Annotated in this window: 22 protein-coding genes and 1 tRNA gene; 15 read left to right on the plus strand and 8 right to left on the minus strand. The window is 42.8% G+C overall.

What is annotated here, in order from left to right:
• Positions 1-161 precede the first annotated feature (161 nt).
• Positions 162-848 (minus strand): general secretion pathway protein GspB, encoded by a 687-nt coding sequence (locus R7P72_RS16955; protein WP_005379904.1) that lies wholly within the window; start codon positions 846-848, stop codon positions 162-164.
• On the minus strand, positions 848-2,464 hold the full coding sequence (locus R7P72_RS16960) for an ExeA family protein (RefSeq protein ID WP_025768392.1): 1,617 nt from the start codon (positions 2,462-2,464) through the stop codon (positions 848-850). The genes R7P72_RS16955 and R7P72_RS16960 overlap by 1 nt, the downstream gene beginning before the upstream one ends.
• A gap of 137 nt (positions 2,465-2,601) precedes the next feature.
• Here R7P72_RS16960 and R7P72_RS16965 point away from each other — a divergent pair, with 137 nt between their 5' ends.
• Positions 2,602-3,822 (plus strand): multifunctional CCA addition/repair protein, encoded by a 1,221-nt coding sequence (locus R7P72_RS16965; protein WP_054578493.1) that lies wholly within the window; start codon positions 2,602-2,604, stop codon positions 3,820-3,822.
• Positions 3,823-3,874: 52 nt separating this feature from the next.
• Here R7P72_RS16965 and R7P72_RS16970 read toward each other — a convergent pair whose 3' ends face one another.
• The 3 genes from R7P72_RS16970 to folB are packed head-to-tail and all read right to left on the minus strand — an operon-like array spanning position 3,875 to position 5,531.
• Positions 3,875-4,678: an undecaprenyl-diphosphate phosphatase gene (locus R7P72_RS16970; RefSeq protein WP_017820255.1), complete on the minus strand. Its 804-nt coding sequence runs from the start codon at positions 4,676-4,678 to the stop codon at positions 3,875-3,877.
• Positions 4,679-4,692: 14 nt separating this feature from the next.
• Complete coding sequence (gene folK / locus R7P72_RS16975) at positions 4,693-5,175, minus strand: 2-amino-4-hydroxy-6-hydroxymethyldihydropteridine diphosphokinase (RefSeq protein ID WP_005387457.1); 483 nt, start codon at positions 5,173-5,175, stop codon at positions 4,693-4,695.
• A complete protein-coding gene (folB, locus tag R7P72_RS16980; RefSeq protein ID WP_005379859.1) occupies positions 5,172-5,531 on the minus strand; it encodes a bifunctional dihydroneopterin aldolase/7,8-dihydroneopterin epimerase in 360 nt (119 codons plus the stop codon). The genes folK and folB overlap by 4 nt, the downstream gene beginning before the upstream one ends.
• A gap of 250 nt (positions 5,532-5,781) precedes the next feature.
• Here folB and plsY point away from each other — a divergent pair, with 250 nt between their 5' ends.
• The gene (gene plsY, locus R7P72_RS16985) at positions 5,782-6,393 is read left to right on the plus strand and encodes a glycerol-3-phosphate 1-O-acyltransferase PlsY (RefSeq protein WP_005379857.1); all 612 of its coding nucleotides are present in this window, start codon (positions 5,782-5,784) and stop codon (positions 6,391-6,393) included.
• A 34-nt stretch (positions 6,394-6,427) separates the two neighbouring features.
• On the opposite strand, the gene R7P72_RS16990 is transcribed toward plsY, so the two are convergent.
• Both R7P72_RS16990 and tsaD read right to left on the minus strand, forming a co-directional pair.
• Positions 6,428-7,243: an alpha/beta fold hydrolase gene (locus R7P72_RS16990; protein WP_005379855.1), complete on the minus strand. Its 816-nt coding sequence runs from the start codon at positions 7,241-7,243 to the stop codon at positions 6,428-6,430.
• A 176-nt stretch (positions 7,244-7,419) separates the two neighbouring features.
• Positions 7,420-8,436, minus strand: coding sequence for a tRNA (adenosine(37)-N6)-threonylcarbamoyltransferase complex transferase subunit TsaD (gene tsaD, locus R7P72_RS16995; RefSeq protein WP_005379854.1), 1,017 nt, complete (start codon positions 8,434-8,436; stop codon positions 7,420-7,422).
• 230 nt (positions 8,437-8,666) lie between these two features.
• Between tsaD and rpsU the strand changes: the two genes are divergently transcribed.
• From rpsU to R7P72_RS17040, 9 genes are all read left to right on the plus strand, one after another.
• Positions 8,667-8,882, plus strand: a complete 216-nt coding sequence (gene rpsU / locus R7P72_RS17000) for a 30S ribosomal protein S21 (RefSeq protein ID WP_001145625.1) — start codon at positions 8,667-8,669, stop codon at positions 8,880-8,882.
• A gap of 27 nt (positions 8,883-8,909) precedes the next feature.
• Positions 8,910-9,353 carry a GatB/YqeY domain-containing protein gene (locus R7P72_RS17005; RefSeq protein WP_005379720.1) on the plus strand — a complete coding sequence of 148 codons (444 nt, stop codon included), beginning with the start codon at positions 8,910-8,912 and terminating at the stop codon, positions 9,351-9,353.
• Positions 9,354-9,502: 149 nt separating this feature from the next.
• Positions 9,503-11,269 carry a DNA primase gene (gene dnaG, locus R7P72_RS17010; protein WP_318110731.1) on the plus strand — a complete coding sequence of 589 codons (1,767 nt, stop codon included), beginning with the start codon at positions 9,503-9,505 and terminating at the stop codon, positions 11,267-11,269.
• A gap of 99 nt (positions 11,270-11,368) precedes the next feature.
• Positions 11,369-13,231, plus strand: coding sequence for an RNA polymerase sigma factor RpoD (rpoD, locus tag R7P72_RS17015; protein ID WP_005395986.1), 1,863 nt, complete (start codon positions 11,369-11,371; stop codon positions 13,229-13,231).
• 155 nt (positions 13,232-13,386) lie between these two features.
• Positions 13,387-13,462 (plus strand) — tRNA-Ile (locus tag R7P72_RS17020).
• A gap of 335 nt (positions 13,463-13,797) precedes the next feature.
• Complete coding sequence (locus R7P72_RS17025) at positions 13,798-14,133, plus strand: helix-turn-helix domain-containing protein (protein WP_140219113.1); 336 nt, start codon at positions 13,798-13,800, stop codon at positions 14,131-14,133.
• On the plus strand, positions 14,126-15,532 hold the full coding sequence (locus R7P72_RS17030; protein WP_318110732.1) for a HipA domain-containing protein: 1,407 nt from the start codon (positions 14,126-14,128) through the stop codon (positions 15,530-15,532). The genes R7P72_RS17025 and R7P72_RS17030 overlap by 8 nt, the downstream gene beginning before the upstream one ends.
• Positions 15,533-15,843: 311 nt before the next feature.
• Positions 15,844-17,016 carry a DUF262 domain-containing protein gene (locus R7P72_RS17035; protein ID WP_225477673.1) on the plus strand — a complete coding sequence of 391 codons (1,173 nt, stop codon included), beginning with the start codon at positions 15,844-15,846 and terminating at the stop codon, positions 17,014-17,016.
• Positions 17,017-18,438 carry an ATP-dependent nuclease gene (locus R7P72_RS17040; RefSeq protein WP_225477675.1) on the plus strand — a complete coding sequence of 474 codons (1,422 nt, stop codon included), beginning with the start codon at positions 17,017-17,019 and terminating at the stop codon, positions 18,436-18,438.
• A 640-nt stretch (positions 18,439-19,078) separates the two neighbouring features.
• Here the strand turns inward: R7P72_RS17040 and R7P72_RS17045 are convergent.
• A complete protein-coding gene (locus R7P72_RS17045; RefSeq protein ID WP_005480576.1) occupies positions 19,079-19,243 on the minus strand; it encodes a helix-turn-helix transcriptional regulator in 165 nt (54 codons plus the stop codon).
• A gap of 100 nt (positions 19,244-19,343) precedes the next feature.
• On the opposite strand from R7P72_RS17045, the gene R7P72_RS17050 reads away from it, so the two are divergent.
• The 4 genes from R7P72_RS17050 (at position 19,344) to R7P72_RS17065 (ending at position 23,618) form a co-directional block, all read left to right on the plus strand.
• Positions 19,344-20,501 (plus strand): hypothetical protein, encoded by a 1,158-nt coding sequence (locus tag R7P72_RS17050; RefSeq protein WP_031853610.1) that lies wholly within the window; start codon positions 19,344-19,346, stop codon positions 20,499-20,501.
• Between the two features lie 544 nt (positions 20,502-21,045).
• Positions 21,046-21,558 carry a hypothetical protein gene (locus tag R7P72_RS17055; protein WP_318110733.1) on the plus strand — a complete coding sequence of 171 codons (513 nt, stop codon included), beginning with the start codon at positions 21,046-21,048 and terminating at the stop codon, positions 21,556-21,558.
• A gap of 66 nt (positions 21,559-21,624) precedes the next feature.
• Positions 21,625-22,944 carry a type II toxin-antitoxin system HipA family toxin gene (locus R7P72_RS17060; RefSeq protein ID WP_315620821.1) on the plus strand — a complete coding sequence of 440 codons (1,320 nt, stop codon included), beginning with the start codon at positions 21,625-21,627 and terminating at the stop codon, positions 22,942-22,944.
• 62 nt (positions 22,945-23,006) lie between these two features.
• Positions 23,007-23,618 (plus strand): hypothetical protein, encoded by a 612-nt coding sequence (locus tag R7P72_RS17065; protein WP_020904256.1) that lies wholly within the window; start codon positions 23,007-23,009, stop codon positions 23,616-23,618.
• Positions 23,619-23,766 lie beyond the last annotated feature (148 nt).

Raw genomic sequence — 23,766 nt, forward strand, 5'->3', positions numbered from 1 at the left:
TCAATAGATGAATGATATTGGTGCTATTTAGACGACTGAGGAAAGCTATATTTTGCTTGTTTGAGTATCTAGAAATCATCACCAGAATAGATGCAAAAGATGCTCTGAAAAATAAAAAGCCAGCGATATGATTTCGCTGGCTTGATGTGTTTCTACAAGAGTTACCCTTTCCACTCATACAACGCTGGTATACGAATTTGCTCACCTTGGAACTCAACAATCACAGCTTGCGGTTGTATTTCTCTTAGAGTGACCTGATCATCAACGACATCCCCCTGATGATACTCAACATTGTTAATTTTCACCCAACGGCGATTTTCATCACTAGCGTACATATGGGTTTGCAAATTAAGCGCAGGTAGACGCCCTTGCCACTGGTGAGCGTTGCGCTCTAAATCGTTCACGCGTGCCGTTTGTGATGACGAATTGTCATCATCTCGGGATAAGGCATTTTCGACCTTCCTAGCTAAATCTGGAGATAATGAGGATAAATCCAGATCATCCAAAGACAACCCGAGGTCCTCTTCAGCAGCAGAAGTCGTTTGGGTTGATGCTGAGTCGCGTGTTTCATCTCTGCTTGGTGTATGGCTCGTGTATTCATCGGGGGTGGTAAATGTACCAAAATCACGCGATAGCTCTGCACTTGGCCACTCTCTTGGCAATTGGGCCAACTGGGTGTTCTCTGGATAGTCTAATACTTTGAAAGGTGATACCACTTCGACCTTTTCTATCGGGGACGTTGTATCTACTTCAACACTCGGTGCAAAGAGATCTAAGTACCAAGCGACTCCGATAGCAGAAGCAGTGATTGGCAGCAAGAACAGACCTATATGTTTCACAGCTGACATTATGCGTCCTCCTTCTCTATTCTCGCCAGTTGAGGCGCATCTGGCTGAACATTTTGCTGAAGTCGGTCTAGCGTTCGCTTACCTGCAATACCATCGACACCAATTCCTTGCCAACGTTGAAATAACTCGACTCGCTCTTTCATCGCACCATCAAAAATAGACGTTTCAAGCAGTGGCTCACTCACCGCTTCTGCTAATAATCGGTCTAATACTTCAATCGCAGGGCCTTCCATGTCTAAACGTAATGTTTCATTCAGCGGAGCATGCCGCAGTTCGATAATATTGCCCTGCCACAACGGCTTTAGCCACGAAACTGGCAGACGCAGACGCTGCTTGCCATTGAGCACTTCAGCTTGGTCATTACCGACGGCATATAGAATGACATACCCAACATCACCTTGATAATTCAACTCCAAGATCACAGGGCGATTTTGTTGCATCAACAGCGGCCAAGTCGCCATTTTACGCTCACAACGCATAGTCGACTGCGGTTCTGACAAACAAAGATTATCGCGAACCGATGCTTGATACCCCCACAAACGATACAAATCATTTACAGCGAGGTTCGACTGTTTTTGTGTTAACAATAAATCACGCTGCTCATCCGTTAACTGTTGGCTTACGACGGTTGGTGTTGGCTCTACTCTTGGCTCCGTCACTTGTGTCAACACTGACGTCGCTTGAGCTGGCATATAATTCACGACCGCCCACCCCGTACTTAATGCAGCAATAAGGCCTACCGTGACAGAGCCCCAAGCAGGCCAACGGAAAGTCCGGCGCTCTTTTTTATCTTGCTGATAAATATCTGCCTGAAACTGCATCACCTCTTCACAGGCCTGCTGAACGGTTTGCTTATCCACCACCACATTACCCTGGTGATAACTAATGTTGAGGGATTTGTCACAGATAAGGTTGATGAGCCGCGGTATACCGTGACTGTATTTGGCTATAAGTTTACAAGAAGCACGATTAAACAGTTGCTGGTCGCCACCTGCTGTATGTAGTCGAAATGCGATGTAATCTTCTGTCTCTTTTTCATCCAACGGCAACAGGTGATAACGCCCGGTAATACGCTGGGCAAGTTGGCGTAGTTGTGTTGTTTGTAATAACCGCTGCAATTCAGGCTGCCCGACCAACAACACTTTGAGCAATTTTCTGGTATCGGTTTCCAAGTTGGTCAACAAGCGCAACTGCTCTAGAACGTCGGCAGCAAGGTGTTGAGCCTCATCAATGACCAGCAATGTCTGCCAGCCTGAACGATAATTACGCAGCAAATATTGATGGATAACCTGGTTTAGCTGTTTGAGGTTTGCATCTGGCGGATAGGTGATTTTGAACTCATCGCAAATGGCTTCGAGCAAGTCTCTACTCGAAAACGTGGGATTGAGAATAAGACCCGCTTTGGTGTTATCACCCAAATTCGCCAGCATCGCTTTTGCGACGGTCGTTTTGCCTGTACCTACTTCGCCAGTAAGCATAGCAAAGCCACCGCCATCGCCTAGCCCAGCTTGGAGATGTGTGATTGCCTCTTTGTGACGTTGGCTTAAATACAAATAACGTGAGTTTGGAACAATCGAAAATGGTTGTTCGACAAACCCAAAAAAGTCCTTATACATTAGGCTCTCCAGCTAAAAAACCACCTGGGAATAGTCAGACATGGTATAAACGCTCTTCTTCTATTCTTAGGAGTAAAGAAAAGTACCATTGCTTGCTACAATGTCCAACGGCATATCCATAAATTAAGAGGTAATTCGTGCAAGTTTATTTAGTAGGTGGCGCAGTTCGAGATAAATTGCTCGGAATTGATAGTTATGACAACGACTGGGTGGTCGTAGGCGCGACGCCCGGGATGATGCTGTCCCAAGGATACACCGCCGTTGGTAAAGACTTTCCTGTATTTCTGCATCCCAAAAGTAAAGAAGAATATGCCCTTGCACGAACAGAGAGAAAGTCAGGTTCTGGTTACACTGGTTTTGAATGTTTCTTCGATCAAAACGTCACCTTAGAAGAAGATTTGATACGTCGTGATTTAACCATTAACGCGATGGCAATGGAGAGTGATGGCACGATCCATGACCCATATGGTGGCCAGCAAGATCTCAACGATAAACTGCTACGCCATGTATCAGACGCCTTTATTGAAGACCCTCTACGCGTTTTACGTGTCGCTCGCTTCGCAGCGAAGCTTGCTGATCTAAACTTTACGGTTGCCGACGAAACCATGCGGTTAATGCGTCACATGGCAGAGTCCGGAGAGCTGAGCACACTGACTCCCGAGCGTGTTTGGCAAGAATGGCATAAATCTCTCTCTACTCCTCGCCCTGATATTTTCTTATCGGTTCTACGAGACTGTGGTGCATTAACCGTGGTGTTACCTGAAATTGATGCACTATTTGGCGTACCTCAACCTGAGAAGTGGCATCCAGAAATCGATACTGGCATCCATACTTTGATGGTGGCAGAGCAAGCCGCAAAATTGAGTAACTCACTCCCCGTCAGGTTTGCCGCCCAAGTGCATGACTTGGGTAAGGGCGTGACGCCAGAGAGCGAATGGCCAAGCCACAAAATGCATTGCCATACAGGATTAAAACTGATCAAAAAGCTGTGCGAACGTGTCCGGGTACCAAATGAGTTTCGTGATTTAGCCTTGATGGTGTGCGAACAGCACTCCAATATTCATCGCGCGGCTGAACTTAAACCACAAACCATAATTAAAATACTCAATAAACTTGATGTGTGGCGTAAGTCCGAACGTCTGCAAGATATCTTGCTTTGCTGCCAAGCGGATCACGCTGGTCGTAAAGGACTGGAAACGCAACCATATCCACAGGCGGATATTTTTAGGCAAGCCTACCAAGCAGCAGCGGCAGTTGACGTTCAAGCCATTATCAAAGAGGGCTTTAAAGGCCCTGCGATTCGTGACGAGCAAGAAAAACGACGTATTGAAGCAGTGAAAGCAGCACTTAAGAAGTAACGAACAAACAAAAACGCCCGCGGATTTCGCGTGCGTTTTTCGTTAACATCAATTATGCACTTAATAGAAAAGCGAACAAACCGACGCCCAAAATGAGACGGTAAATCACAAACGGTGTCATGCCCATTCGTGAAATCATCTTCAAGAAGAAGTGGATACAGATGTACGCACTGATAAACGATGTGATAATGCCAGTCATTAAGAAACCAACATGGACAGGTTCACCACTGGTCACTAACTTCATGCCTAAGTAGCTACCAGCTAATGTAATGATTGGGATCGACATTAAAAACGAAAATCGGGCAGCCGCTTCTCGAGTAAAGCCAAGGTAAAGCGCTGCTGTGATGGTCGCCCCTGAACGTGAAGTTCCAGGAATCATCGCTAAGGCTTGAGCAATACCGATAAATACAGCTTTCTTCCAACCCGTTTGGTATTCATCGGCAACGAGTTTAGCGTTTTTGTCTACCCACCATAGCAACAGGCCAAATACGATCGTAGTAGTCGCGATGACGTAAGCGCTACGTAGATACACTTCAATGATGTCTTTCATCAATAAGCCGAACACACAAGCTGGAATCGTCGCAATCACGATCATCCAAGCCAATTTAGCTTCTTTACTGCGATCTCCTTTAAAGATCGAAGCAAATAACGCTTGAAACAAAGTGATTACTTCATGACGAAAATAGATCACGACAGCCATTAATGTACCGACGTGAACAGCAACATCAAAGGCTAGACCTTGGTCTTCCCATCCTAAAATAGCGGAAGGCAGGATCAAATGGGCAGAGCTTGAAATAGGCAAAAACTCTGTCAGCCCCTGAATCAGAGCCAAAATAAAGGCTTCAAAATAACTCATGTAAACAACTCAAATTAAAAATGAAAGGAAACGGGTTTGAGCGAATCGACTGGCTGCATAGCATGCCAAATGTCTGCGACTGTGCGTCCATCGCCTGGGATCACTAATTGCGGTTCGAGATCATACAGCGGCTTTGTGACAAAAGGATATTTGTAGATATCACTGCGAGGTAGCTCAGGTTTTTTCTTGGAGACGCGCTCACCGAACAACACTATATCGAGATCCAGTGTTCGATCCTGATACTTTTGCGCGTTTTCTTCGCGTCCCCACTTAAATTCAATCTCGCGTAGTTGATGGCTCAACTCTTCTAATGACAACTCGGTACGCATTGCAACGACAAAGTTGTAGAAATTCTTGCTGCTAAAACCAATAGGTTCGCATTCATATATCGGTGATACGAGGAGATTTTCTCCAAGCCGTTGCAGCTCCTGATACGCAGCAAGCACATGTTGCTCTCTTTCTACGTTCGTCCCAACACCGATATAGGTGGTGATCATGCTCGGCCTCGCTCAATCACCACACCAACAGCACGTGCTTGCGGCACGGCGCCAGGCTTCGCTAGGCGGATTTTCACCCAAGGCACTGAGAAACGCAGCATGATAAGCTCTGCTACTTCTTCAGCCACGCGCTCGACCAGTAAGAAACGACCATTTTCAATGTGGTTAAGTACCGCCTCACTCACCTGCGAATAATCCAGTGCATCTTGCACATCATCACTTTTGCCCGCAGGTTTATTATCGTGTGCCATTTCAATATCTAGAACCAACTTTTGTTTGATTTGTTGCTCCCAGTCGTACACGCCAATTGTGGTGATTACTTCTAACTGTTCAATAAAAACTTTATCCAGAGCCATCTTATGTCCTTCTATTACAGAGGTCGGATACCCGTGAGGGGTAATTTGATCGTAGTATTCTATACCTAAGTAACATTTACTTTGGTCATCACAATGTTACTTAGGTATAAACTGCGAAAGCATCTTTATATACAAGAAATCACATAATGCAAGCTCTATCACAGTGAGGATTTCTGCATTATGTAAATTCGGGGTATGATAGCAACTACGCGGGAACCGAGCATTAAATTCCAATCCATCAAGGACTTCTATGGACGCACTGGCACTGATAATGACAATGGCCGCCTATTTATTAGGTTCGGTTTCCAGTGCGGTTTTGATCTGTCGACTCTTAAAACTGCCAGACCCACGCAGTGTGGGATCTAACAATCCTGGAGCAACGAACGTATTGCGTATTGGCGGACGAGGAGCCGCTGTTTCAGTCTTGTTGTGCGATATGCTCAAAGGCACTATCCCCGTGTGGGGCGGATACTTTCTTGGTATCGACCCTATCATTCTTGGCGTCATCGCCATTGCTGCCTGTCTTGGCCACATGTACCCCATCTTTTTCCACTTTAAAGGCGGAAAAGGTGTCGCAACCGCGCTTGGCGCTATCGCTCCGATTGGTTTGGACTTAACAGGATTGGTGATGTTAACTTGGCTGTCAGTAGCCGCGCTATTCCGCTATTCATCCTTAGCGGCTCTCGTCACGGTTTTGGTCACTCCGTTTTATACTTGGATGTTTAAACCGCAATACACGTTACCTGTTGCTATGCTGTGTTGCTTAATCGTATTTAAGCATCATCAAAATATTCGTCGGCTTTTGTCTGGCGACGAGCCAAAAATCGGCGAGAAGAAACTGACACAAAAAAACTCGGCTTAATGCCGAGTTTTTCGTTTAAAGAGGGATGCATTGGTTACGCATGAACTCGATTCAGGAAGTTCAACAACATTTGGTTGACGAACTCCGGCTGTTCTAAACAACTGATGTGTCCCGCTTGCGGAATTTCTACCAACTCACTGCCCGTGATACAGTCTTTCATTAAATACGATTCGAAAACCGGGCGAGGCTTATCTTCACAGCCCACCGCAATTAACGTCGGCAGAGCGAATTTTTCCGAATCTTCAATCACATCACGGCGACCAAACACCATGCGCCCCATGCGAGCTACTTCCACCGCACGCTCACCGTTCAGCTCTTCTAAACTGCGTTTGAATGAAGCGACAAGTTTAGGGTTATCCTGATTGACGTTGTTGGCAAAGAACAGCGGCACAACGGCTTCAATAATTGGCGCAGGCACTGCTTGGACTTGGCTGATGGTATCAAGCATTGCAAAATACTTTTTATACGTAACTTCTGGCTCCCAGCCAATGAAGGTATCCATCAATACCAGTGACTTAACACGTTGCGGCGCTTGAGCCGTTAGCTCAGCTCCCCACATGCCGCCAACAGATAAGCCCACTATCGAGAATTCTTCGATATCTAAATGATCCATCAATGCCAACATATGTTGTGCATAGTCGGCCAATGACTGTGTCGATGCAGGTGCAGCGTCCGATTCACCATGTGCCCAAAGATCTGGCACAATACAACGGAATGACTGGCTTAAAACCTCAACTTGTGGCGCCCACATTTGGCTATCCCAAAGGTAACTATGACCAAATAGAAGCACAGGGCCCTCACCTTTATCTAGATAAGCAAGTTGCTGACCTTCAATTTCAAACTTATTCATTGTTATATCCATTTCTTATTCTTCCACGTCATCCTAGCACTGAAACAATCGCGAACTGATCGCATCAGTCAGAATGTAAAACGAGGCGGTTCATTGAATAATTAAAAATAAAGGCCTCTGAGGAGCAGAGACCTTTATTACAAAGAACCGGTTTCAAACCTACCGCATAAATTTGACTAAGCGACAGGTGTTAGTTGATCAATTGGCCAACGTGGACGAGCCTCTACTGACATATCAGCCACTTCGCCATTCTTCAAGCGCTGCATGCCTGCGTAAGCGATCATCGCACCGTTATCTGTACAGAACTCAGTACGTGGGTAGTAAACTTCGCCGCCAACTTTCTTCGCTAACTTCTCTAACTCAGCTCGCAAACGACGGTTAGCACTCACACCACCAGCAATAACAATGCGTTTCATGCCTGTTTGCTCAAGCGCGCGCTTACATTTAATAGCCAACGTAGCACACACAGCCTCTTCAAATGCCAATGCGATGTCCGCGCGGGTTTGCTCGTCATCACCGTTTGCAGCAATCGTGTTAGCCGTAAAGGTTTTTAGACCAGAGAAACTCATGTCCAAACCTGGCACATTCGTCATTGGGCGCGGGAACTTAAAGCGGCCCGGTGTACCTTTTTCCGCCAGTTTAGATAATAGTGGACCGCCTGGGTAATCCAAACCCATTAGCTTCGCTGTTTTATCAAACGCTTCGCCCGCCGCATCATCAATCGACTCACCTAGAATTTTGTACTCACCGATGCCTCTCACTTCCACCATCATAGAGTGACCGCCCGATACTAATACCGCCACAAACGGGAACGGTGGAGGGTTATCTTCCAACATTGGGGCCAATAGGTGACCTTCCATATGATGAACAGGTACCGCTGGCACTCCCCAAGCATAAGCAATACTGCGACCGATAGTCGCACCCACTAATAGCGCCCCAACAAGACCAGGCCCCGCGGTATACGCGACACCATCGATGTCTTTTGAAGTTAAGTTCGCTTCTTTTAGTGCCTCTTTAATAAGAGGAATGGTTTTCTTTACGTGGTCACGTGAAGCCAACTCAGGCACCACACCGCCGTAATCTGCGTGCAGTTTTACTTGGCTGTATAGCTTGTGTGACAAGAGACCGTTTTCATCGTCATAAATTGCGATGCCAGTCTCGTCACAAGAGGTTTCAATACCAATAATGCGCATGGTTTTCTCAGTATGCTTTCTGTATAGAGGAAATTTGGGCGTCATATTACCTCGCCTTGGTGCTGCAAACAAATTTTGTACAGACAATAATCGACAAAAGGCTTTACAAAGTAGTTGTGATCGGATTAAAATTCCGCACCATTTTTGATCAAGCTGGTAAGAGACCTAACAATTGTGATTTGGTCTGTTGAATACCAGCGTTAACGAATAACCCCTGAGGTGAAAGGCATATGCCAGTAGTTAAAGTACGTGAAAACGAACCGTTCGACGTTGCTCTACGTCGTTTTAAGCGCTCTTGCGAAAAAGCAGGTATCCTTTCTGAAGTGCGTCGTCGTGAGCACTACGAAAAACCAACTACAGTTCGCAAACGCGCTAAAGCAGCAGCTCAAAAGCGTCACGCTAAGAAGCTAGCTCGCGAAAACGCTCGTCGCGTTCGCCTGTACTAATAACTGAGCTCCAAAAGGAATTTAGTTATGGCTCTGATTGATCAACTCAAAGAAGAGCAAAAATTAGCGATGAAAGCCAAGGACAAATTGCGCCTTGGTACTATTCGTTTAGCCCTATCAGCAATCAAGCAACGTGAAGTTGACGAACAGATTACTCTGAACGATGACGACATTCTTGCAGTATTGACCAAGATGGTTAAACAACGTCGCGATTCTGTAGCGCAGTTTGAAGCAGCGGGTCGTCAAGATCTTGCTGATGCGGAACAAGCAGAAATTACCGTTCTTGAGGACTTTATGCCTCAACCACTGACAGACGAAGAAGTAGCGGCTCTCATCGAGAACGCGATTGCTGAATCTGGCGCAGCTGGCATGCAAGACATGGGCAAAGTAATGGGCGTTCTGAAACCGCAAATTCAAGGGCGTGCAGATATGGGTAAAGTAAGCGGTTTAGTTCGCGCTAAATTGGCTTAAGGTACCCCACCCAATTGCAGCAAGCCGTGCTATCCTTTGGAGCGCACGGCTTGTTTGTATCTGGATGGATGGAATGAAATCAATGGGCAATACGCTCATTCTTTTAAGGCATTCACTCCACTCATCATCTTCTTTTTTTGTTAGGTTTTATGGCTGGACACATCCCTCGCAGTTTTATCGATGACCTTCTAGCTCGACTTGATATTGTCGATATCATCGACGCACGTGTGAAACTTAAGAAAAAAGGCAAAAACTACGGCGCATGCTGCCCGTTCCACAACGAAAAGACACCCTCATTCAGTGTCAGTCAAGAAAAGCAGTTCTACCATTGTTTTGGTTGTGGCGCGCATGGAAATGCCATCGATTTTTTGATGGAATTCGACCGACTAGAATTCGTCGAAGCCATTGAAGAACTCGCTTCATACTTGGGTTTAGATGTTCCTCGCGAACAACGTAGCGGCGGTAATGGTTCGTTTCAATCAGGCCCACAAGCAAGCAGCAGTGAAAAACGTAACCTATACGACTTAATGGGCAGCATTGCTCAATTTTATCGTAACCAACTCAAACAGCCAGCAAGTAAGGTGGCGATTGAGTATCTAAAAGATCGCGGCCTGTCTGGTGAAATCGTCCAGAAGTTTGGCATCGGCTATGTGGCTGATGAATGGGATTTAGTTCGTAAGAACTTTGGCCAGAATAAAGAAAACCAAGACATGCTCGTCACTGGCGGCATGTTGATTGAAAACGATAAAGGCAACCGCTACGACCGATTCCGTGGTCGAGTGATGTTTCCTATTCGAGACAGACGCGGTCGAGTAATAGGCTTTGGTGGTCGAGTATTAGGTGATGGGACACCAAAATATCTCAACTCACCCGAAACCCCGATATTTCATAAAGGTAAAGAGTTGTATGGCCTTTATGAAGTACTACAAGCGTACCGTGAGCCACCACAAATTTTAGTGGTTGAAGGCTATATGGATGTTGTCGCGCTTGCTCAATATGGCGTAGATTATTCCGTTGCCTCATTGGGAACCTCGACAACGGGCGATCACTTGCAAGTGTTATTCAGGCAAACAAGCACCGTCGTGTGTTGTTATGACGGTGACCGCGCAGGCCGTGAAGCCGCGTGGCGTGCCATGGAAAATGCATTGCCTTACCTAACGGATGGTCGCCAGTTAAAATTCATGTTTTTGCCGGATGGAGAAGATCCCGACTCTTATATCCGACAAAACGGAAAACAAGCATTTGAGCAGCAAGTGTCTAATGCGATGCCCTTGTCTGAATTCATGTTCAGCTCATTGACTCAGCAGGTCGATATGAGCACGAAAGAAGGCATGGCAAAACTGAGTACTCTTGCGGTTCCTCTCATTGATAAAGTCCCTGGCGGCACTTTAAGACTATACTTGAGAGAATTGCTTGGCCGCCGTTTGGGTTTGGTTGATGAACGCCAACTACAGCAGCTAATTTCAAAACAAGGTAAAGAGGATAAAAGGCCTCAACCTCATAAAGAAATCAAGCGAACGCCGATGCGAGAAGTGATCGCGTTACTGATTCAAAACCCACAATACGTAAGTATGGTGCCAGATCTAACTAGCGTTAGAGATTTGCCCATTCCTGGTCTAAGTTTATTTGTTGATGTACTTGATAAATGCCAAGCGCATCCCCATATCAACACAGGCCTATTATTAGAGCACTGGCGAAACAGCCAAAATGAGACCCTTCTGTCTCGTCTCGCGAGTTGGGACATTCCACTCGATGAGGACAACCAAGAAGAAATCTTTTTAGACTCACTGGATAAAATTATTGCCCAGTGCGTAGAAAAACAAATTGAAAACCTGCAGGCCAAAGCAAGAAGTGTCGGTTTATCAGCCGAAGAGAAAAGGGAGCTGCTAGCACTTATGCTAGATTTAAAAGCGTAACCCTGTTTAATTAGTCAGCAACGATTTAATTTGTTATAGTAAGTGGTTTGCATTTCGCATACTGATTCCTTCACCAGATTACGAAGTTGGATACCGTCTATGGATCACAATCCGCAGTCACAGCTAAAGTCACTTGTTATTAAAGGCAAGGAACAAGGCTATCTGACCTACGCCGAAGTAAATGACCACCTACCTGCTGAAATCGTAGATTCAGAACAGGTAGAAGACATCATTCAGATGATCAACGACATGGGCATTAAGGTAGTAGAAACTGCTCCTGATGCTGATGATTTAGCACTGAACGATGACACAAATATTACCGATGAAGATGCAGCCGAAGCTGCAGCCGCTGCACTTTCTAGCGTAGAGAGTGAGATTGGTCGTACAACAGACCCAGTACGTATGTACATGCGTGAGATGGGTACTGTCGAACTTCTAACTCGCGAAGGCGAAATCGACATCGCAAAACGTATTGAAGAAGGTATTAACCAAGTTCAATCGTCTGTTGCTGAATACCCAGGCACAATTCCGTACATTCTTGAGCAATTTGACAAAGTTCAAGCTGAAGAACTACGTCTTACAGACCTAATTTCAGGTTTTGTAGATCCAGATGCTGACGACACCGCTGCACCAACGGCAACACACATCGGTTCTGAACTGACTGAATCTCAGTTAGAAGAAGAAGACGATGAAGACGTTGATGACGACGAAGATAGCGATGACGATTCAGATGATTCTGAAGAAGATGTAGGTATCGATCCTGAATTAGCGCTAGAGAAATTCAACCAACTACGCAGCACCTATCAAAATCTTCAATTAGCAATCAACGAGTACGGCTATAACAGCCCGAAAGCAACCGTTGCTAATGAAATGATGCTAGACGTATTCCGCGAGTTTCGTCTAACACCTAAACAGTTTGATCACCTAGTGAATGAACTGCGTACTGCTATGGATCGCGTTCGTACTCAAGAGCGTCTGATCATGAAGTCAGTGGTTGAATACGGCAAAATGCCGAAGAAATCATTCATCGCGCTGTTCACTGGTAATGAATCAAGTGAAGCTTGGCTGGATGAAGTTCTTGCTTCAGACAAGCCATACGCTGAAAAGATCAAACGTAACGAAGAAGAAATCCGTCGTTCAATCGCTAAGCTAAAAATGATTGAAGAAGAGACTTCTCTAAACGTACAGAACATTAAAGACATCAGCCGTCGTATGTCTATCGGTGAAGCAAAAGCTCGCCGTGCGAAGAAAGAGATGGTTGAAGCGAACTTGCGTCTTGTAATTTCTATCGCGAAGAAATACACCAACCGTGGCCTACAGTTCTTGGATCTGATCCAGGAAGGTAACATCGGTCTGATGAAAGCGGTAGATAAGTTCGAATATCGTCGTGGTTACAAGTTCTCGACTTACGCAACGTGGTGGATCCGTCAGGCAATCACTCGTTCAATCGCGGACCAAGCACGTACGATTCGTATCCCGGTACACATGATCGAAACGATCAACAAGCTAAACCGTATTTCTCGTCAAATGTTGCAAGAGATGGGTCGCGAGCCACTACCGGAAGAACTGGCAGAGCGCATGCAAATGCCAGAAGACAAGATTCGTAAAGTTCTAAAAATCGCTAAAGAGCCTATCTCAATGGAGACACCAATCGGTGACGACGAAGATTCGCATCTAGGTGATTTTATCGAAGATACAACGCTAGAACTTCCGCTAGATTCTGCAACAGCAACTAGCCTTAAAGTGGCAACAAAAGACGTGCTTGCAGGTCTAACGCCACGTGAAGCGAAAGTACTTCGTATGCGCTTTGGTATCGACATGAACACTGACCATACTCTAGAAGAAGTTGGTAAGCAGTTCGACGTTACTCGTGAGCGTATCCGTCAGATCGAAGCAAAAGCACTACGTAAACTTCGTCACCCAAGCCGCTCAGAGACTCTGCGCAGCTTCCTAGACGAATAATCGCAGCGCATACAAGCTTTTAGAAATCAAAAAAGGTGACTTTAGGTCACCTTTTTTATTATCTACTGTTCTAAGTGGATAAAAACTAAGCGCAATTGCCCTAGTTGGTATCTAGACACCTTGCAACGCTTCCCCTATAATCGTTGTCCTATTAAGGCCCCTTAGCTCAGTGGTTAGAGCAGTCGACTCATAATCGATTGGTCCGCAGTTCAAGTCTGCGAGGGGCCACCATATTCTAGAAGGTTAGTAAGCGTAGTGTTTACTAACCTTTTTTTGTACCTGACGATTTTGGGTCAGGTAATGGGTCAGGTAAGCCCCGATCACGCACTCTTCTCTGTCTTCTTCCAATACTAATCTGAATACTACGCTGTTGCCAAATATGTCGTTCTGGCTGATAAAACTCTCTCATAGAGAATAAAAAGAGGTATTAAACTCGCAAATCAACCATAAGTGACTTAAATTGCACTTATATATAATTTCTTATACAGTCACAACAAAAGTGAGTTATAGTGAACTTATATATTAAGATGAACCCAATAGTGACAAAAGTACATTAAAAGGCACTTATGAAAAAAGGTAAGATGGTAAAGGCACGACCTATGCCTGATTTGAATACCGAGTTCAGTATGGAAACGCTGGGGAGCGCCATTCGCTCAAAGCGCACCGATAGAGGCTGGCGTATTGATGATCTCGCTTCAAAAGCCAACTTATCTCGTAGAACAATCATGAAAGTAGAAAAAGGCGATAGCAGTGTCACCTTTGCCAATGTACTCGTCCTCATGGACATCTTAGGGCTATCTTTACGCCTTATCGATTTAAACCTATTTGTTCGTCCACATAGCCAAATAACCTCCCAAACTGAAAACAGCGTGAGAAGCAATGAGGACGGTTGGTATGAGTAAGTTACAACAGTTAGACGTGTTTATTGGTACGAATACCAAAATTGGTCGTTTGATTCTTCCTGTCGGAACAGAAACAGAATTCTCATTCATCTATGAAGATGAATGGAAACACACTGGTTTCCCGATTTCGCCCCACATCCCTTTCGATGATCAGGCTTCGCCACGTAGTATCGAGAACTATCTCAGAAATCTCCTTCCTGAAGGAGAAGCCTTTGAAGAGATGATACAAAACACCACTATCTCCAAAAGCAATACATTCGGGCTGATTCGTAAGCTTGGTGCGGAAACATCTGGCGCACTATCTTTTCGAGTTCCAGGCTCAGAACCTGGGGAAACCAGCTTTAGATCTGTACCTGATGATGAACTAATAGAACGACTAGAGCGAAATCTAGCGCCATTAGTGTATTGGGACGGTAAGATTCGCCTTTCGGTTGCTGGTGTTCAAAACAAGTTAAACTTACTTAAGCGCGGTGATGAGTGGGGGTTTGGTGAAGGCAAATTAAGTTCGAACTACATTCTGAAATTTGAAAGCGGTAAAGCACCGTGTATTGCTGTTAATGAGTTCTTTTGCATGACATTAGCCAAGCTAGCAGGTTTGGACGTCGCTAATGTTGAGTTAACTCGCATTGGGAAGACTAGGACACTGATAATTGAGCGGTTCGATCGTGCCTATATTGAAGCTCGTGATGTCGTTCAACGAAGACATGTGATTGATGGCTGCCAGGCGACTGACTTACCTCCAGGTTACAAATACGAGCGTCAGAATGGGGATGAAGGTGATGGCGTATATATGCGTGATGGTGTTTCTTTCCCACGCCTACTGTGCGTCAAAACCATAGACACGGTCATCACTAACCTAAAGCTCACCCAATGGATGCTCTTTAATCTAGCAACGCTAAACTACGATGCCCATGGTAAAAATATTAGCTTCTTCGTCACCCCTAAAGGTCTGGAACTGACCCCTTTTTATGATTTAGTAAACATAGAAGCAATCGCTCAAGAGGGAGCAAAACGCAACTCACGAAGCGGTAAATTGTCTGCTGATGAGGGCCGTGCCGCCAGCATCCCTCAATATTTTGCAATGTCGATTGGCGATTGGGAAAGTGAAGACTTTCAAAATCCGCCGAAAGGTAACTTCAAACGCCCTATCACCAGCTATGATCTCGCTGAATTCGGCGCTCTGCTGGGTTATTCAGGCACCAAAATGGCTTCCATAATGGTAGAAACCGTTGGTGCTATAAAAAATGCTCTGAAGAAAGCGATTGACCTTACCGAAGCTCAAGGAATCGACGATGGGGAACGTGAACACATAGAGCTATGTGTGTCACTCATCCAAACAGAGTGTGAATACTTGCTAGAGCAAGCCAATAGTGTGCCAGAAATGAGTGAACTTCTTTAATGGCAAATGCAGGGGCTATAGCAAACAATTTATAAATTATTTTTGGACAAAAATGATTTAGGGCCTTTGTAATATCTGAGGCGCATAAAATTAGAAAAAGTATCTAAACTCAAACCAAGCAAGTTACCCCTAAAGCCCCCCTTTTGCTTCAAGTCCCCTACCTTTACAACATTAATTTATTCTTTTATAGCATTATCTTGTCATTGCTATTGTTGCGTTTAATCAACATATTAAAAACTCAAAAACTCCATTTCTATACTTTTGCTAAACCTTCAGTTAATGTAATAAAATCATGACTATGGGACAAAAAAATGCACATTAAGACATCTGATCCTGACGTATTCTCGATTGTTAATCGCATTAAGCGCGGACTTATAGACCTTCAACCTGATTTTCAAAGGGGTGAGGTTTGGAACCCTCTTAAAAAGCAACGTTTAATAGATAGCATCTTAAGAGGGTGGCATATCCCACCAATACATCTTATTTCTTCCCCATCTACGGATAAAATCGAAGTATTGGACGGTCAGCAACGGCTTGTATCAATTCGGGATTTTATTGCAGGTGAATTCCCAATTAATGGAACTTTAGAACCTAAAGAAGATGAAATTTTCGCATTAGATGGCTTATATTGGGACGAGCTTCCCCAACATTATCAAGATCACATTGAATTATTTACAATTCGTTTCCTAACTATAAGTGATTATAAAATTGGAGAACCAGGGGAACTATTCCATCGCCTGAACCACCCAACCAGTCTTACTTCAGCAGAGCAAAGAAATGCTTTCTTCGGAGAGTCGAGACAACAAGTAAAGTTAATCGCAGATTACATGACAAATCAATTAGGTTTTGACAAGTCTACTATTGGCTTCACCAATTCGAGAATGGCATATGATGATGTTGTTGCTAAGCTGCTAGTAACAATAGAAAACGGCATACTAGGCAAAAAAATAACTTCCTCTGTTATTACTGATAAATACCGTTCCGAGAGTGGTTTTTCTAAAAGATGTATTTCTATATTAAAAAGTGCACTTACTACCCTCTCTAAAGCACTGGAACTCAGTGGTTCAACTGTAAGATTTAACAAAGCTAGCTTTCATTCATGGATACTTTTTGTTATTAGTCTCGAGAAGTTTGATTTACCTATTAATCGATTAGCAAGCTTCATTTCAGATTTTGAATTGAGCCGAACTAATGACGAACTAGATTTTTTTGCCCATCCAAAATTTAAAGCTACGACTGAAGGTGTTAAACAAGCTATGACGGTTTTCATTGACCGTTCAACGTCAAGGGTAGCAGACACTTCTTCAGTTATCTTAAGGGACGTAGTGCTACATGGCTTGTTTTATATTTATTCAGATACCAATTTTGATGACCTTCAAGTAAAAAAGTTAGTTGAACAGTTTTCTCATTTAGTAAATAGGGCATCTGTATCAGATGATGAACTCCTTGCATTAGCGAAAAACTTAGATTGGAGAGCTTTGTAGATGATTCAGTTTAAGCAAGCAAGGTTTAACGACTACTGGCGAACAAGTAGTAGAAGAAACTTTAACTGTTTTGTTAATGAGTTCAAAGTCAACAGTGGAGGCATATTAGTCGGAGCTGCATTAAATTTAACCAAAGGTTTGACATCTATAGCAGGTAAAAATGGGGTAGGTAAAAGTACTCTAATAGCATCCCTTTACAATAGTCTAGCGAATGAAAACAGTAATCGTTGTAAAGTTAACAACTTACTTGACCCTAATAACATTGAAGTAAAGGTATCCATAGACAGAGATGGCAAACAAATTGTTATTGATTCTACAGAGTTAGAGGACGGAGAAGTAACACCATATTTGTTTGACCCATGCTCCTATGTTCCCACTTATTTATCCTTTGTTCGTAAAATAGACAACTTAGACGAGCAGTTAGAGCAAATTGGGGCTAGAAATTATTCAGATGAACAATTGTTAAACATAAACTATCTTACAAATACCGAGTACACGTCGGTAAAAGTATGGAATATTGAGCAAGAATACGAAGATCATCCTGTATTTCCTGTATTTGAAGTGGAAAGAAGTGGAGTTACATATCAAAGTTCAACGATGGGTATTGGAGAAGTTTCATTACTTTACTTTTTCTGGTTAATTGAGCGGATCTCTAGTGTTAATGAGCGTTCTCTACTACTAATTGAAGAACCTGAAAGCTATCTCCCTCCGAAGACACAAAAAAGGTTGATGAATTGCCTTGCATGGTTAATTGCAGAAAAAGGGATCAGCGTTGTTTTATCTACTCATTCAGAACATGTTCTGTCCTTTATATCTCCTGACAGAATTAATTTAATGATTGATTCTGGCACTGAGAAACAGTTTCACAAGGATTTCGAAGCTGTTGGAGAAATTCTTGAACTAGGCCTTCAAAAAACCACGTCAAAAAAAGGGTTACTATGCGTAGAAGATGAAGCTGCTCTCATACTTATAAAGGAGATGCTGGGTGAACTAGCAGATCTATATTCATACGAAATTGCAGGGTCTGAAGGAGATCTAAAAAAGCGTTGTGAAGTGTTTATGAACAATGTCGATGACTATAAGTTTAGAGCAGTATTTGATGGCGACTCAAAAGGCAAATTTACAAATCAGCTTGGTAGTAATCATGTCGATAGATATTTGCCGACCAACCTGGCTCCAGACGAACTAATATATGGACATTTTGTAAGTATGGATAATCATACTATCGCAGCAGAGCTAGGAGTCGCTCCCCATAGAATTAACATAGCCAAAGAGTCATCTCAAGGCGTTGATTTTCATGATTATTTTAGAGAAATATCAAAATCATTACCTACAACTGAAGACGAAATTTTTGCGAAAATATGTCGTCATTGGTGCTATAACAATCAAGCTACGGTACAAGAGTTTATTGAATCACTTTAAATTGCTATAACTTAATTTATGTTAACCTCGTGCTGCTATCCACTGGGAAATATCAGTACGAAGTTACCTTAAGAGAATCAAGCGTTAATGCTTACTGAATAGCCACCAATATAGTGGCTACTTCTAGTATGACCAAAAGTATGTCAAATCACCGCTAAGTAAAATAATTTATCAACTAGGCGTAACTCCGAATGGGGCAAAATGTTTCAGAGCTTACGTTCATTACCCCATTGGTTCTGACAAACCCACTTATGAAAGATAATGGGTAACACATTTTTCACCAGAGAGTTCTGCACTGAGAGGGCTTTTTATCTATCAATGAAATGAGCAAACTTTAGTTTTTGATGATTTTAGCGAGAACAGTGTTCTCGCAGTAGCGTTTGAAAGCTATCAGCCTTTGCCTGAGAAACCCAAACACGAGTCGGATAACACCTAACTCTGTCTTTCGTAATTCGGAGAACATCGTTCTCCGTTCAACTGATGAAGATTTAAGAAGAAATTAGCTCCCTGAGATAGACAAAAGCAGGAACAAGGTTCCTGCAAGAGCATTTTTATGCGTGTTATTAATCATGTACACAATGACTTACTTTATATTTACGAAGGTTAAGCGAGAACACTGTTCTCGCAGTAACAAGTGCATCTATTTTTGTTCTTCTAGCCATCGCTCAATGTCTTTTCTTTGCCACCCAACAACTCTAGAACTTAGCGTAACAACAGGTGGCATTTTTCCGTCCCGACGCCAACGCCACAAGGTACTTACGCTTACCCCGATCTCTTTCGCTAACTGCTCTTGTCTTACAAACATTTTATTACCTTTATTTCTCTATTATTTAGTCGCATCTTAGATTCTCATCACCTGACTCATAATATAGAATAAGCAACAAACCATATTGACATGATAACTAATGAGCTTAGATCAAAAACGCAATGCATTGAGAGTACAGCTAGAAACAGCAATTAATGACTTAAAAAACCAGGCCGAATCTCAAGGTTGTAAAATTGCTCAGCGACGTCGTTCTGGGTATTTATACGCTGTCGATGCCTTTCGGAACATTGTTCTCGAACCATGGTTTAACACGTTACTCAGTCAACATGGTTCTGTACTCCAAAAGCACCGTAGCTCCAACGCTATCAAGCTTGCAGATATCGTAGAAATTTATGGCGGATTAAATAAAACAATTAAACTTATTGAAACGGTGCTAGATTTGCGGGGGTTCGGGCTTGATAGCCAGCAACACACTGATTATTTAGATCAAGTGCTCTGGGGGTTAAAGGATCTGCGTTCACTCACTCCACAACATCAAGAGGAAGAGGTTCGTTGGAACAGTGTTCTACCTTACTGCGCACTATGCTGGCGTCTACGCAGCCGATCTCACTACTACTGCGAAAAACACCATCCCATTAAGTCCACTAAACTTTATAAACAGCAAAAATACGCAGTTATCACTGCATTGAAACACCTGCCCAACCAGAACAGCACTGCTTACGAAAAGTATCTTGCACAGCCTAACAAACAGAAAAAGTTAGGACGACAACTGTATGATCTGGTCAGCGGCTATGCGCCGCATCCACGAGTATTTCTACGTCACTGTAAAGATAGCGCTATGTCAGGGGACTGGATCACACTATCAAAGAACATTGTTCAGACATGCAAAGTGACTTATCCAGCTAGCTATAAAAAAATAAAACAAATCAAACCAGATGATTTTAGAAACTGGCCCTCGTGGTGTATCGCGATAGTGAGATGTTTAGATCCTACGGAGCCAAATGCTTGGAACGAAAAAGAGTGTCTGACGCTTTTCAATGAGTTGAATACTTGGACCACACTGATTGGGATCTTGCATCGCTTTGAGTGTGTAGAACGAATCAATAGCATTGAAACTAGACGTGGCCCGAGCGTTGGATATGGAGCGAATCTAAAACAACACCAGCAGATCAAAGACCTGTTAACACAACAACTAGCCACAAATAACAAAACTAACCTAAGTGATATCGCCAGAACGCTTGGGCTTAGCAGACAACGCATACACCAGATCATTAAAAAACATCAATTGCTCTCCTAAACAGCAAAGTAACTGTGCAAAAAATAGTCTAATTTATTTTACATTTTTAATTATTAAATCAAATAAAAATCATAAATATAATTACGAATAATTTAATTATTAAATTGAACCAAGATAATTATGGTAATAAAATAGTTTTTACTTATTGACTTTTTCATGTTATAACTATTATAACTGTTATAATTATTATAAAGTTATAATTCTAATATAAGGATACATTATTTAAAATCACTTAATAAAAGGTAGAACATCGTTTTTTCTACTAAATTTCTTCTGCCACACTTGGCACATTCACTGCCAATCCTGACACTTACTCTGCCACTACTGGCAGTCTCGTTGCCAATCTTGGCAAAAAAATGTGCCAAGCAATTTTGATCTAAAAAACTTAGGCAGACATACAGTGCATTATTTTAATAAATAAAAAGTAACACTTTATGTTTATTATTTTCTATATATTACATTCAAGGTAAAGAAAAATATTTATTTGAACAATACTACAGTTCAAGTGTATATTATTCATAATATCGTTATTGAGAATATTCTTATGAGTAGATTTGTACTCTCCGCAGACTTGCACCTCGGACATGATAATATATTGAAATATCGTTCAGGATTCGATTCTCCTGAAGAGCACCATAATATTCTATTTGATAACCTTGCATCATTTGTACAACCTCGTGACACGTTAATCCTACTTGGAGATATTGCAACGACCCCATTTTGGCTAGAGAGGGTTGCAAGTATTCAATGTACGAAGAAGGTGCTCGTACTTGGCAATCATTGTACAAACATGAAGGTCAACGGCAAGATGCTCGCACTCGCAGCTGGCTTCGATGAGATTCACTCGATGCTATCTAAACGAAATACCTGGTTTACACACTGCCCTATACATCCTCAGGAATTACATGGAAAGATCAATGTTCACGGGCATTTACATGACAGTATCATTCTAGATGGTGCAGGCAAACCAGATCCCCGCTATATCAATGTATCAGTAGATCAGACTCAATTTAGACCAGTCTTGTTCGGTGACGTCGTTAGTCAAATCACTCGCTAAGTGGCTCTTGCCAACACTCTGTTTGATAAACGAGACAAAACCATATAGCAAAAAGGCTCACTGGTAATGGAAAGGCTAACAGCATATATGAACAACGAGCTTGTCGGGACTCTAGCAAAGTATCCAGACAACAGACTCAGCTTTAAATATGATTCTTCCTGGCTGAACAATGACAACGCTCGGCCTTTATCTCTGTCTCTTAAAATGCAGAAAAACACTATATCTTCTGAAGCGGTCTTCAATTACTTTGACAATCTTCTCCCAGACTCACCTGATACAAGAAGCCGTTTAGCCGCCAGATTTAAAACCTCCACTAAACAACCTTTCGATTTGCTCACAGCAGTTGGTCGTGATGTTGTAGGTGCTCTTACTCTACTGCCACCTGATACAAAAAATGATAAGCCAGACTTGGAGTATGAAATCCTAGATGAAAAAACGCTCGAACTCATATTGTCAGCACTACAGGCAGGAACACCACATGGAATGATTGAAGGTTCCGATGATTTCCGTATAGCCATTGCTGGCGCACAAGCTAAAACTGCGTTACTTAAAGTGGATAGCCATTGGTGTTTACCAAGTGGCAATACTCCGACGACTCACATCATCAAACTCCCAATGGGAGTTCTCCAACAACCAAACTGCACGTTAGACTTAACGGATAGTGTTGAGAATGAGTATCTCTGTATCGAACTCGCACGAGAGCTAGGGTTTGATGTACCTAATATTGAAATTATTCAAATCCTGAACTTCAAAGCATTGGCTGTTGAACGTTTTGACCGAAAATGGACGAATGAGAAGACTCACATTCAACGTTTACCACAAGAAGATATGTGTCAGGCAGCTTCGCTGCCAGCATCAATCAAGTACGAATCTGATGGCGGCATTGGAGTCTTAGAAATTATGGACTTGTTATCTGGGTCTTCAAATGCCTTTGCCGACCGATACAATTTTATGAAGTTCCAGGTGTATCAATGGGTCATTGGAGCGACTGATGGTCATGCGAAAAACTATTCGATCACAATTGAGCAATCGGGAAGCTACCGCTTAACGCCTTTCTATGACATTTTGTCTGCTTACCCTTTATTAGGTAAAAAAGGACTTAACATCAGGCAGTTGAAGCTAGCCATGGGGCTAAGAGCATCAAGGGGTAGAAAATACGAAATCCACAAGATTTACCCTCGCCATTTTCTGGCAACCGCACAGCATGTCCGCTTTGAACAAGAGATAATGCAGGAAATTCTCGACACAATGAAAACCGAGCTTCCAAAAGCTATAGAACGTTTAAATTCGAGGTTGCCAAAAGAGTTTCCAGAGCACATCTCTACTCCTATTTTCGACAATGCATTGAAAATGCTTAAAAGACTCTCCTTACAAGTATCCGAGTAGAATGTCAAAAGCGGCTTACCCCTTACAAGGATAAACATCATTAAAATTTTTTGGAAAAACCTATGGCATTCACATTTAAATTAGATTCCCCTATTCATGAGCTTCAGGCATCTACAGCACTTCTAGTTCCAAACATTCCAGAGCAGAATCTAGTTGAGCAATTAATTGAGCTTGCAGCAAAAGAATATATTTCTTCATTAGAAAAAGGAAAAAATGGGGAGTTCGGCTTACTAATTCATGACAGCAACGGAGAGGAAGTAATTCATCTTGCTTATCGTAGTGACATAACTTATCTAACGCAATTTGATAAAACCAAAACTCACATTATTAAATATGCTAGCGAAAAAAACATACCTACTAAGGAATTAGTTCTACCTAACGGTGAGGTATTAGTTATGTGCAAAAACAATACTGACTCTGAAGTGTGGTGCCAGTTGTTAATGGATTTTTCCGTGCAGAAAGTAGCTCAGATTGAGAGATTAGATTTGCACCCTACTCTGCAAGGGAAAGGTTTTTTTACTAAGTTAGTAAACCAATTACTCTGCATTGCTGATACAGAGTATGTATTAGTGACTAACATCGTCAATGACGAATGGTTTGAGTATTTAAAAGATGTAGCAGATGAAATAGTTGAAAATCGTTTTCAATGTAATGCTTTGTTTAACCAAAAATAACCCCTACTAGCTCTAGGTACTGGTGTACATCGCAAGACCAAGCATCAAAGCGCCCACACACAGCACACTTCTGGACAAAACCTTGTCAGTGCCTTCTCTAATTTAGAAAGCTACGAATAATCACAGGTATTGCAAAGTTGTTGTGAAG

Origin of the sequence: Vibrio sp. Vb0888 (assembly GCF_033338835.1) — a bacterium.
Classification (GTDB): Bacteria; Pseudomonadota; Gammaproteobacteria; order Enterobacterales; family Vibrionaceae; genus Vibrio; species Vibrio alginolyticus.

Bases quoted from the DNA above. Each gene is read 5' to 3' on its own strand.
- R7P72_RS16955 (WP_005379904.1), bottom strand. From the start codon at position 848: ATGTCAGCTGTGAAACATATAGGTCTGTTCTTGCTGCCAATCACTGCT.
- R7P72_RS16960 (WP_025768392.1), bottom strand. From the start codon at position 2,464: ATGTATAAGGACTTTTTTGGGTTTGTCGAACAACCATTTTCGATTGTT.
- R7P72_RS16970 (WP_017820255.1), bottom strand. From the start codon at position 4,678: ATGAGTTATTTTGAAGCCTTTATTTTGGCTCTGATTCAGGGGCTGACA.
- folK (WP_005387457.1), bottom strand. From the start codon at position 5,175: ATGATCACCACCTATATCGGTGTTGGGACGAACGTAGAAAGAGAGCAA.
- folB (WP_005379859.1), bottom strand. From the start codon at position 5,531: ATGGCTCTGGATAAAGTTTTTATTGAACAGTTAGAAGTAATCACCACA.
- plsY (WP_005379857.1), top strand. From the start codon at position 5,782: ATGGACGCACTGGCACTGATAATGACAATGGCCGCCTATTTATTAGGT.
- R7P72_RS16990 (WP_005379855.1), bottom strand. From the start codon at position 7,243: ATGAATAAGTTTGAAATTGAAGGTCAGCAACTTGCTTATCTAGATAAA.
- tsaD (WP_005379854.1), bottom strand. From the start codon at position 8,436: ATGCGCATTATTGGTATTGAAACCTCTTGTGACGAGACTGGCATCGCA.
- rpsU (WP_001145625.1), top strand. From the start codon at position 8,667: ATGCCAGTAGTTAAAGTACGTGAAAACGAACCGTTCGACGTTGCTCTA.
- R7P72_RS17005 (WP_005379720.1), top strand. From the start codon at position 8,910: ATGGCTCTGATTGATCAACTCAAAGAAGAGCAAAAATTAGCGATGAAA.
- dnaG (WP_318110731.1), top strand. From the start codon at position 9,503: ATGGCTGGACACATCCCTCGCAGTTTTATCGATGACCTTCTAGCTCGA.
- rpoD (WP_005395986.1), top strand. From the start codon at position 11,369: ATGGATCACAATCCGCAGTCACAGCTAAAGTCACTTGTTATTAAAGGC.
- R7P72_RS17025 (WP_140219113.1), top strand. From the start codon at position 13,798: ATGAAAAAAGGTAAGATGGTAAAGGCACGACCTATGCCTGATTTGAAT.
- R7P72_RS17030 (WP_318110732.1), top strand. From the start codon at position 14,126: ATGAGTAAGTTACAACAGTTAGACGTGTTTATTGGTACGAATACCAAA.
- R7P72_RS17035 (WP_225477673.1), top strand. From the start codon at position 15,844: ATGCACATTAAGACATCTGATCCTGACGTATTCTCGATTGTTAATCGC.
- R7P72_RS17040 (WP_225477675.1), top strand. From the start codon at position 17,017: ATGATTCAGTTTAAGCAAGCAAGGTTTAACGACTACTGGCGAACAAGT.
- R7P72_RS17045 (WP_005480576.1), bottom strand. From the start codon at position 19,243: ATGTTTGTAAGACAAGAGCAGTTAGCGAAAGAGATCGGGGTAAGCGTA.
- R7P72_RS17050 (WP_031853610.1), top strand. From the start codon at position 19,344: ATGAGCTTAGATCAAAAACGCAATGCATTGAGAGTACAGCTAGAAACA.
- R7P72_RS17055 (WP_318110733.1), top strand. From the start codon at position 21,046: ATGAGTAGATTTGTACTCTCCGCAGACTTGCACCTCGGACATGATAAT.
- R7P72_RS17060 (WP_315620821.1), top strand. From the start codon at position 21,625: ATGGAAAGGCTAACAGCATATATGAACAACGAGCTTGTCGGGACTCTA.
- R7P72_RS17065 (WP_020904256.1), top strand. From the start codon at position 23,007: ATGGCATTCACATTTAAATTAGATTCCCCTATTCATGAGCTTCAGGCA.